An 8,568-nucleotide genomic window follows, 5' to 3' on the forward strand; every position below is an offset into this window, starting at 1 on the left:
GTGGGTCAGGTGGGGGTGCGCAGGCCGCGGCGCTGCAGCAGGACGGCGGCCACGATGATCGCGCCCTTGGCGATCAGCTGGTCGCTGGTCTGCAGGCCGTTGAGGATGAACAGGTTGGTGATGAGCGTGAACACGAGCACGCCGAGGATCGAGCCGACCAGCGAGCCGCGCCCGCCGGTCAGCAGCGTGCCGCCGATGATGACGGCCGCGATCGCGTCCAGCTCGTACAGGTCGCCGTGGGTGCTGGAGCCGGTGGTGGTGCGGGCCATGATGATGATCGCGGCGATGCCGCAGCACAGCCCGGACAGCGCGTACAGCAGCAGGGTGTGGCGGCGCACGTCGATCCCGGCCAGCCGCGCCGCCTCGGGGTTGCCGCCGACGGCGAACGTGCGCCGCCCGAACGTGGTGCGGTTCAGCAGCACCCATCCGGCGGCGGCGACGGCCGCGAAGACGAACACCACCGGCGGCAGCCCGAGGATCCGGCCGGTGGACAGCGCCTCGATGGCGTCGTTCTCGGGCCGGACGAGCTGGGTCCTGCGGTCGGACATGCGCTGGGCGAGGCCGCGCGCGGCCACCAGCATGGCCAGGGTGGCGATGAACGGCACCAGGCGCCCGTAGGAGATGAGCAGGCCGTTGACGAGCCCCGCGCCGGTGCCGACGAGGATCGCGCACAGCACCATCACCGCCGGGCCGTAGGACTGCGTCGCCAGCGTCGTCGCCCACACCGAGGCCAGCGCCATCAGCGCGCCCACCGACAGGTCGATGCCGCCCCCGATGATCACGAAGGTCATGCCGACGGTGATGACGCCGATGGTGGAGGCCAGCGCGAGCACGCCGACCAGGTTGGCGGAGGTGGCGAAGTTGTCGGGCCGGGTCACCAGGCCGACCAGTGCCAGCAGCACCAGCGCGGCGACCAGCCCGGCGTGCCGCACCTCGCGCCGCAGCCGCGGCGGGGCGGGCGCGGCGGGGCGGGAATCGGTGATCACAGGGCGCTCCCTTCCATGATCATTTCAAGTACGGCGGCCTCGTCCAGCCCCCGGGCGTCGCCCTGGTGGACGACGCGGCCCTCACGGATCACCAGCACCCGGTCGGCCAGGCCCAGCACCTCGGGCACCTCGCTGGACACCAGCAGCACCCCGATCCCCCGGTCGGCCAGCCCCCGGATCAGCGCGTACAGCTCGGCGCGCGCCCCGACGTCCACGCCGCGCGTCGGCTCGTCCAGCACCAGCAGCCGCCGGTCGCCGACCAGCCAGCGGGCCAGCACGACCTTCTGCTGGTTGCCGCCCGACAGCGTCCCGACCGCGCGGCCCGGGTCGCCGGGGCGGATGTCGAGGGCCCGGACCAGGGTGGAGACCTCGTCGCGTTCGCGCCGCCGGTCCAGCCAGCCGAGCTTCGAGAAGCGGGGCAGCGAGGCGACGCCGACGTTGGCGGTGACGCTCTGGTCCAGCAGCAGCGCCTGGCTCTTGCGCTCCTCGGGCGCCAGACCCATGCCGCGCCGCACGGCCGCGCCGGTGGAGCCGGGGCGGACCGGCCGCCCGTCGACCAGGATCCGCCCGGCGCCGGGGCGGCGGGCGCCGTAGACGGTCTCCAGGATCTCCGAGCGGCCGGAGCCCACCAGCCCCGCCAGGCCGACGATCTCGCCCGCGCGCACGGTGAACGACACGTCCGCGAACACCCCCGGCAGCGTCAGCCCCTCCACCCGCAGCACCTCGGGACGGTCGTCCAGGGTGGCGGCGGGGGGCCGGTCGGGGAACGCGGAGCTGGTCTCGCGGCCGGTCATCAGCGCCACGATCCGGTCGGTGGGGGTGTCGTCGGCGGCCAGGCCGCGCGCCACCGTCCGCCCGTCCTTCAGGACCGTGATCCGGTCGCCGATCTCGCGGATCTCCGCCAGCCGGTGCGAGATGTAGACGACGGCCACCCCGGCGGCGGTCAGCTCCCGGATGATCCGGAACAGGTTGTCGACCTCGTCGTGGGCCAGCGCCGCCGACGGCTCGTCCATCACGATCAGCCGGGCGTCGTGCGACAGCGCCCGCGCCATGCTGACGACCTGCTTGCCCGCCGCCGGGAGCCGCCCGACCTCCCGGCCCGGCGGGATCTCGCCGTGGCCGAGGCGGCTCAGCAGCCCGTGCGCGCGGCGCTCGGCCTCGCGCCGCCGGGTGAAGCCGAGGCGGGCGCGCTCGTGGCCGAGGAAGACGTTGTCGGCGACCGACAGCCCGTCCACCAGGTCGAGCTCCTGGTAGATGGTGGCGATCCCGGCGCGCATCGCGGCGGTGGGGTGGACCGGGCGGAACGGCCGGCCGTCCAGCTCGATCTCCCCGGCGTCGGGCCGGTACGCCCCGGCCAGGATCTTGATGAGGGTGGACTTGCCCGCGCCGTTCTGGCCGAGCAGGCAGTGCACCTCGCCCGCCCGGACGTCGAGGTCGACGCCGTCGAGGGCGCGCACGCCGGGGAACTCCTTGACGATGCCGCGCATCGTCAGCAGCGTCTGCTGCTCGCCCATCGGGGCCTCCGCGGGTTAGACGGCGAACACGTGGTCGCTGATGAGCCGGACCCCGCCGATCACTCCGGCGGACCCGGCCAGTTCGGACAGCACGATCGGGAGGTTGCCGGTCGCCAGCGGCAGCGACCGGCGGTAGACGACACTGCGGATCTCGGCGAGCAGCGCGTGGCCGAGCCCGGCGACGCCGCCCGCGATGATGACCAGTCCGGGGTTGAAGAAGCTGACCAGGCCGGCGAGCACCTGCCCCACGTGCCGCCCGCCCTCGCGCACCAGCCCGACCGCCACCGGGTCGCCGCCCGCGGCGGCGGTGGCGACGTCCTCGGCGGTGAGCGCCGGGCGGTCCCCGAGCAGGCTCGCCAGGCGTTCGGACCGGCCCGACCGGGCGGCCTCGGTGGCGTCGCGGGCCAGCGCCGCGCCGCCGAAGTAGGCCTCCAGGCAGCCGGTGTTCCCGCAGGCGCACACCGGGCCGTCGTCGTCGACGCGGATGTGCCCGATGTCCCCGGCGCTTCCCGACACGCCCCGGTAGATCGCGCCGTCCACGACGATCCCGCACCCGATGCCGGTGCCGATCTTCACCAGCAGGAAGTCGTCGACGGCCTTGGCCAGGCCCGCGTGCAGCTCGCCGAGGGCCATGAGGTTCACGTCGTTGTCGACCAGCACCGGGCAGCCGAGCTCCTGCCCGATCGCCGCCCGCACCGGGAACCGGTCCCAGCCCGGCATGATCGGCGGCGCGACCGGGATGCCCTCGCGGAACGACACCGGGCCCGGCACCCCGATCCCGGTGCCGTGCACCGCGCCGGGGATGAGGTCCTGCTCGCGCAGCTTGCCGAGCAGGTCCAGGGCGCGTTCCAGGACCACGGTCGCGCCCTGCCGCACGTCGCACTCCTCGCTCAGATGGCCGAGGACGTTCAGCTCCCCGTCGGTGACCGCGACGTCCACGGAGGTGGCCCCGATGTCGAACGCCACGAACCGCAGCCCCGGCGCCAGCCGCACGATCTCCGACCGCCGCCCGCCGCGCGAGGCCGCCAGCCCGGCGGTCTCCACCAGCCCGAGCGCGACCAGCCGGTCCAGCTCCACCGCCAGCTTGGACCGCGACAGCCGGACGACGTCCCCGAGCTCGGCCCGCGACCGGGGACCCTCGTCCCGCAACAGCCGCAGCAGCCGCGCCTGGTGCGCGTTCTGGGGCCGCGCCGTCATCCGCATCACGCCGTCCCTTCGGGGTCGGGAGCAGTGTGACGAAGGTAACTCCCTTTCGCCTCAAGGAGAAGACTCTTTCACCTGAAAATCCCGAACTTTCTCCTTTGACAGGACAAAGTCAGGCGGGCAGTCGTGGCTTCCGTGTCCGGATGTGACAGAACGCCGTCATTGCGGTCATCCGCGATCACGGTGACCATGGAGGCATGTCCACCACCCGCCGCGTCGTCATCGCGGTCTTCACCGACGTCGACCTCCTCGACGTCACCGGCCCGGCCGAGGTGTTCGCCCTGGCCAACCGGGAGACCGGTGGCCGGGCGGGCTACCGGGTGCAGCTCGCGGGCCGGGAGCCCGGCACGGTCACCACGTCGGCGGGGGTGCGGCTGGTCGCCGACCTCTCGTTCGCCGAGGTCGACGGCGTGGTCGACACCCTGCTGATCCCCGGCGCGGTGGACATGCGCCCCGGCGGGCCGGTCGCCCGGATCGACCGGGACGTGGTGGCCTGGCTGCGGACGGCCGCGCCGTCGGCCCGGCGGGTGGCGTCGGTGTGCGTGGGCGCGCACCTGCTGGCGGCGGCCGGTCTGCTGGACGGCAGGACGGCCACCACCCACTGGTCGACCGCCGCGCAACTGGCGGCCGACCACCCCGAGGTGACGGTCGACCCCGACCCGATCTTCGTACGGAGCGGCAACGTGTGGACCGGGGCGGGCATCAGCGCCTGCATGGACCTGGCGCTGGCGCTGGTCGCCGAGGACCTGGGCGAGGAGGTCGCCCTGGCGGTGGCCCGGCAACTGGTCATGTACCTCAAGCGCCAGGGCGGGCAGAGCCAGTTCTCGGTCCCGCTGAGCAGGCCCCCCGCCTCCCGCCGGGACATCGACGAGCTGCGGGTCTTCATCGCCGAGAACCTGGACGGCGACCTGTCCGCGGCCGCCCTCGCCGAGCGGATGTGCCTGAGCGAACGCCACTTCGCCCGGGTCTTCCGCCAGGAGACCGGCACCACGCCGGCCGCCTACGTCGAGGCCGCCCGGGTGGAGGCGGCCCGCCGCCTGCTGGAGGGCACCGACCAGCCGCTGGACCGGGTCGCCGCCGCCTGCGGGCTCGGCTCGGTGGAGACGCTCCACCGCGCGCTGCGCAAGCAGATCGGCACCACCCCGGCGGCCTACCGCCGTCGCTTCCGCACCACCGCCTGACCCTTTCCCGGACACGGCGCGACCGCGCCGCGTCCCTCAATTCCCTCTTTTCCGACAAGGAGTGTCTACTATGACCGTTTCCCCGAGCCTCCGCGACGTGGTCGGCCTCGACAACCGGCTGCCCCGGCTCGCCGACGCCGCCCTCGTCATGATCGACTTCCAGAACACCTACCGCACCGGTGTCATGGCCCTGGAGGGCGCCGAACCGGCCCTCGCGGCCGGGGCCCGCCTGCTGTCCGCCGCCCGCGCCGCGGGCGCCCCGGTCGTGCACGTCGTCAACGACGGTGGCGAGGGCTCCCCCTACGACATCCGCGCCGAGATCGGGGCCATCAGCGCCGAGGTCGCCCCCGCCGACGGCGAGCCCGTCGTGGTCAAGCGGACCCCCAACGCCTTCCACGACACCGAGCTGGACAGGACCCTGCGCGACCTCGGCGTGGGCGAGGACCTGGTGCTGGCCGGCTTCATGACCCACATGTGCGTCGCCTTCACCGCCCAGGGCGCGTTCGCCCTCGGCTACCGTCCCACCGTCGTCGCCGAGGCCACCGCCACCCGGCCGCTGACCGCGCCCGACGGCTCCGTGGTGCCCGCCGCCGCCCTCCAGACGGCCGCCCTGACCACGATCGGCGACCTGTTCGGCGTCGTCGCCCCCACCGTCGACGACCTCCCCGCCTAGGGGGCCGCCGCACCAGGGGTCCCGGCCACCGCGCGAGGCGCGTGATCCGTCCGGGGAGGCGAGGCCGGAGGCGGGCCTCACCGGACGGAGCGCCGGGCGGGCGTCATGAGCCGCCCCTTGGGAACACCGCCTAACCGGACGCCGGCGGTTCCGCGCCTACCGCAGGACGGGCGCGAAACGTGTCGCGGTACGGCTGTGTTCACTGGCTGGCGGCCCAATCCCCTCGCCTGGGGGCTCGGGGATTGACCACCAGGCTGGCGAGCGCCGCATCGCTTCGCGATCTTCCGCAAGGGACCTCGCCTCCGGCGTCGGTCCCTTGCCTCAGACCTCCGGACGCGCTCGCGGTGCGAAGTCGAGCTGGGCGACATGGTTGATCGCGGTGTTGAGGGTCGGCACGAACAGCACCGCCGAGTCCGCTCACACCCACGGGTACACAGTGATCAGCTCGAACGCGAACCGCCGTCCGCCGCGTGATCGAGGCCGCCACCGCGATCATCGAACTCGGCGGCCTGCGGCTGCTCACCGACCCGGCCTTCGACTCCCCCCGCGACCACCCGGTCGCCCCCGGCCGGGTGCTGACCCGCACCGCGCCCCCGCCGCTGCGGCCCGAGGAGGTCGGGCCCGTGGACGCCGTGCTGCTCTCCCACGACCAGCACCCCGACAACCTGGACGAGTCCGGCCGCGCGTTCCTCGACCGCGTGCCGCTCGTGCTCACCACGGTCGCCGGGGCCGGGCGTCTCGGCGGCGCGGCCCGCGCGCTGCCGCCGTGGGAGCACCACGACCTGGCCCGTCCGGACGGCGGCGCGCTGCGGGTGACCCGCGTTCCCGCCCTGCACGGTCCCGAGGGCTGCGAGCCGGTGGTCGGCGAGGTCGCCGGGTTCGTCCTCACCGGTGACGGGCTGCCCACCGTCTACGTCAGCGGCGACAACGCCTCCCTGGACGCGGTGCGGGAGGTCGCCGGCCGGTTCGCCCCGGTGGACGTCGCCGTGCTGTTCGCCGGGGCCGCCCGCACCGCCGTGCTCGGCGGGGCGCTGCTCACCCTGGACAGCGCGGGCGCCGCCGAGGCCGCCCGGATCCTGGGCGCGCGGCACGTCGTCCCGGTGCACTTCGACGGCTGGAAGCACTTCACCGAGGGGGCCGACGCGCTGGACGAGGCGTTCGGGCGTGCCGGGCTCCGCGACCGGCTCACCCTGCTCGCTCCGGGCGCGTCGGTCGCGCTGCCCCGGTAGCCCGGTGGCGCGCCGTCCCGCCGCACGGTGTCGTGTGCGGCGGGACGCGGCGCGGCCGGGTCAGTGGGTGAGGGCGTTCGGGTCGCGGCGGCTCATCGTGCGCATGATGTGCTCCACCAGCGTGATGAGCACCTTCTTCGCCGACTCGCGGTCCCGGACGTCGCAGTTGATGACCGGGATGTCCGGCGACAGGTCCAGCGCGTCGCGCACCTGCTCCGGCGTGTGCCGGCCGGAGCCCTCGAAGTTGTTGACGCCGATGATGAACGGCACGTTGCGGCGTTCGAAGTAGTCCACCGAGGGGAAGCAGTCGGCCAGCCGGCGGGTGTCGACCAGCACGACCGCGCCGAGCGCGCCCTTGGCCAGCTCGTCCCACATGAACCAGAAGCGGTCCTGGCCCGGGGTGCCGAACACGAACAGCACCAGGCCGTTGGGCAGGGTGATCCGGCCGAAGTCCATCGCCACCGTCGTGGTGGTCTTCTGCGAGACGGCGGAGGTGTCGTCGATCCCGATGCTCTTCTCGGTCAACGCCTCCTCGGTGCGCAGCGGCCGGATCTCGCTGACCGCGCTCACCAGGGTCGTCTTCCCGACGCCGAACCCGCCCGCCACCAGGATCTTGACGGTCAGCGCCGAGTCGCCCTGCGGGGCGGTCGCGTCAGAGCGCACGGATTCCATCGATCACATCCTTGAGTACGCGCTCGCCGGGGAACAGGGCGACCGGCGCGGGGCGCCGGACCTCGATCCGCGAGCGGTCGAGCAGGTCGCCGAGCAGGACCCGGACGACTCCGAGGGGGAGTTCCAGTTCCGACGCTATCTCGACAACCGACAACGGGGTGCGGCAAAGCTCCAAGATCATCTCATGTTCCGGGTCCGGAACCCATGGCCGAGTGGCCGCCGCCCCGTCCTCACCCGCCGGATCACGGGTGAGGATCAGGGCGACGAGGTCGAACTCGCCCTCGTGGCGCGTGCGGCCGCCGGTGAGCGCGTAGGGGCGCACCACCGGACCGGCCTCGTCGTCCAGCCAGGCCGCGCCCGGCGGCCCCGGCTCACCACCGGTCCGCGACATGTCAGACGCCGCCCGGGTTGCCCGCACCCGCCGACGCGGCCGTCCGCGGGTCGACCGACAGGTGCTGTCCCACGCGGGTCACGAGCATCGCCATCTCGTAGGCGATGATGCCGAGGTCGGCGTCGGCGTCGGCGAGCACCGCCAGGCACGCGCCGCGCCCGGCGGCGGTGACGAACAGGAACGCGTGCTCCATCTCCACGATGGTCTGCCGTACCGCGCCGCCCCGGAACGACTCGCCCGCGCCGCGCGCCAGGCTCTGGAAGCTGGCGGCCACGGCCGACAGGTGCTCGGACTCCTCGCGGGTGAGGCCCTGGGAGGCGGCCATCAGCAGACCGTCGCCGGACAGCACCACCGCGTTCTGCACCTGGGCGACGCGCTGGACGAGGCTGTCCAGCAGCCAGTTCAGCTCGCCGTTCGCCGGGTCGCCGGCATGCTGGGGAAGGGTCATCGGGTGTCGTCCTCCTCGGGGGCTGCTTGCTCGGAAGCTTGCTCGGAAGCCTGCTCGTGCGGACGCCCGGCGGCCCGCGCCTCGTCGCGGCCGCGCTGCCAGCCGCTCTGCATGGCCGACAGCATGGACCGCATCGCCTCGGGCGAGCGTTCGGGACCGGGTTCGGGAACGGGCGCCGCCAGCGGTGCCGCGGGCTCCGCGGCGGGCCGTCCGGCCTGCGCGGGGGGCCGTTCGGCCTGCGCGGGGGGCCGTTCGGCCTGCGCGGGCGGCG

Annotated in this window: 9 protein-coding genes and 1 pseudogene; 3 read left to right on the forward strand and 7 right to left on the reverse strand. The window is 74.1% G+C overall.

The features are described 5' to 3' along the window. Positions 1-5 precede the first annotated feature (5 nt). The 3 genes from AKI01S_RS04560 to AKI01S_RS04570 are packed head-to-tail and all read right to left on the reverse strand — an operon-like array spanning position 6 to position 3,703. Positions 6-986, reverse strand: a complete 981-nt coding sequence (locus tag AKI01S_RS04560) for an ABC transporter permease (protein WP_218009546.1) — start codon at positions 984-986, stop codon at positions 6-8. After that, entirely contained in the window at positions 983-2,500 is a 1,518-nt protein-coding gene (locus tag AKI01S_RS04565; RefSeq protein WP_067812464.1) for a sugar ABC transporter ATP-binding protein, read from the reverse strand. Before AKI01S_RS04565 ends, AKI01S_RS04560 begins: the two co-directional genes overlap by 4 nt. 15 nt (positions 2,501-2,515) lie before the next feature. Then, entirely contained in the window at positions 2,516-3,703 is a 1,188-nt protein-coding gene (locus AKI01S_RS04570; protein WP_218009547.1) for an ROK family transcriptional regulator, read from the reverse strand. Positions 3,704-3,900: 197 nt separating this feature from the next. On the opposite strand from AKI01S_RS04570, the gene AKI01S_RS04575 reads away from it, so the two are divergent. The 3 genes from AKI01S_RS04575 (at position 3,901) to AKI01S_RS04585 (ending at position 6,786) form a co-directional block, all read left to right on the forward strand. Next, positions 3,901-4,884, forward strand: a complete 984-nt coding sequence (locus AKI01S_RS04575) for a GlxA family transcriptional regulator (protein WP_067812465.1) — start codon at positions 3,901-3,903, stop codon at positions 4,882-4,884. 70 nt (positions 4,885-4,954) lie between these two features. Continuing rightward, positions 4,955-5,557 carry an isochorismatase family protein gene (locus AKI01S_RS04580; protein ID WP_067812466.1) on the forward strand — a complete coding sequence of 201 codons (603 nt, stop codon included), beginning with the start codon at positions 4,955-4,957 and terminating at the stop codon, positions 5,555-5,557. Positions 5,558-6,027: 470 nt separating this feature from the next. Next, positions 6,028-6,786: an MBL fold metallo-hydrolase gene (locus AKI01S_RS04585; RefSeq protein WP_067812467.1), complete on the forward strand. Its 759-nt coding sequence runs from the start codon at positions 6,028-6,030 to the stop codon at positions 6,784-6,786. A gap of 60 nt (positions 6,787-6,846) precedes the next feature. On the opposite strand, the gene AKI01S_RS04590 is transcribed toward AKI01S_RS04585, so the two are convergent. The 4 genes and pseudogenes from AKI01S_RS04590 to AKI01S_RS51580 all read right to left on the reverse strand — a co-directional run. Further along, positions 6,847-7,458 carry a GTP-binding protein gene (locus AKI01S_RS04590; RefSeq protein ID WP_067812468.1) on the reverse strand — a complete coding sequence of 204 codons (612 nt, stop codon included), beginning with the start codon at positions 7,456-7,458 and terminating at the stop codon, positions 6,847-6,849. After that, positions 7,439-7,849, reverse strand: a complete 411-nt coding sequence (locus AKI01S_RS04595) for a DUF742 domain-containing protein (protein WP_067812489.1) — start codon at positions 7,847-7,849, stop codon at positions 7,439-7,441. The genes AKI01S_RS04590 and AKI01S_RS04595 overlap by 20 nt, the downstream gene beginning before the upstream one ends. Position 7,850: 1 nt before the next feature. Beyond that, the gene (locus AKI01S_RS04600; RefSeq protein WP_067812469.1) at positions 7,851-8,297 is read right to left on the reverse strand and encodes a roadblock/LC7 domain-containing protein; all 447 of its coding nucleotides are present in this window, start codon (positions 8,295-8,297) and stop codon (positions 7,851-7,853) included. After that, positions 8,294-8,568: pseudogene (locus AKI01S_RS51580) on the reverse strand (hypothetical protein); the annotation flags it as partial. The gene AKI01S_RS04600 and the pseudogene AKI01S_RS51580, both read right to left, overlap by 4 nt.

The sequence above is a fragment of the Actinomadura kijaniata NBRC 14229 genome (assembly GCF_001552175.1).
GTDB classification, from domain to species: domain Bacteria; phylum Actinomycetota; class Actinomycetes; order Streptosporangiales; family Streptosporangiaceae; genus Spirillospora; species Spirillospora kijaniata.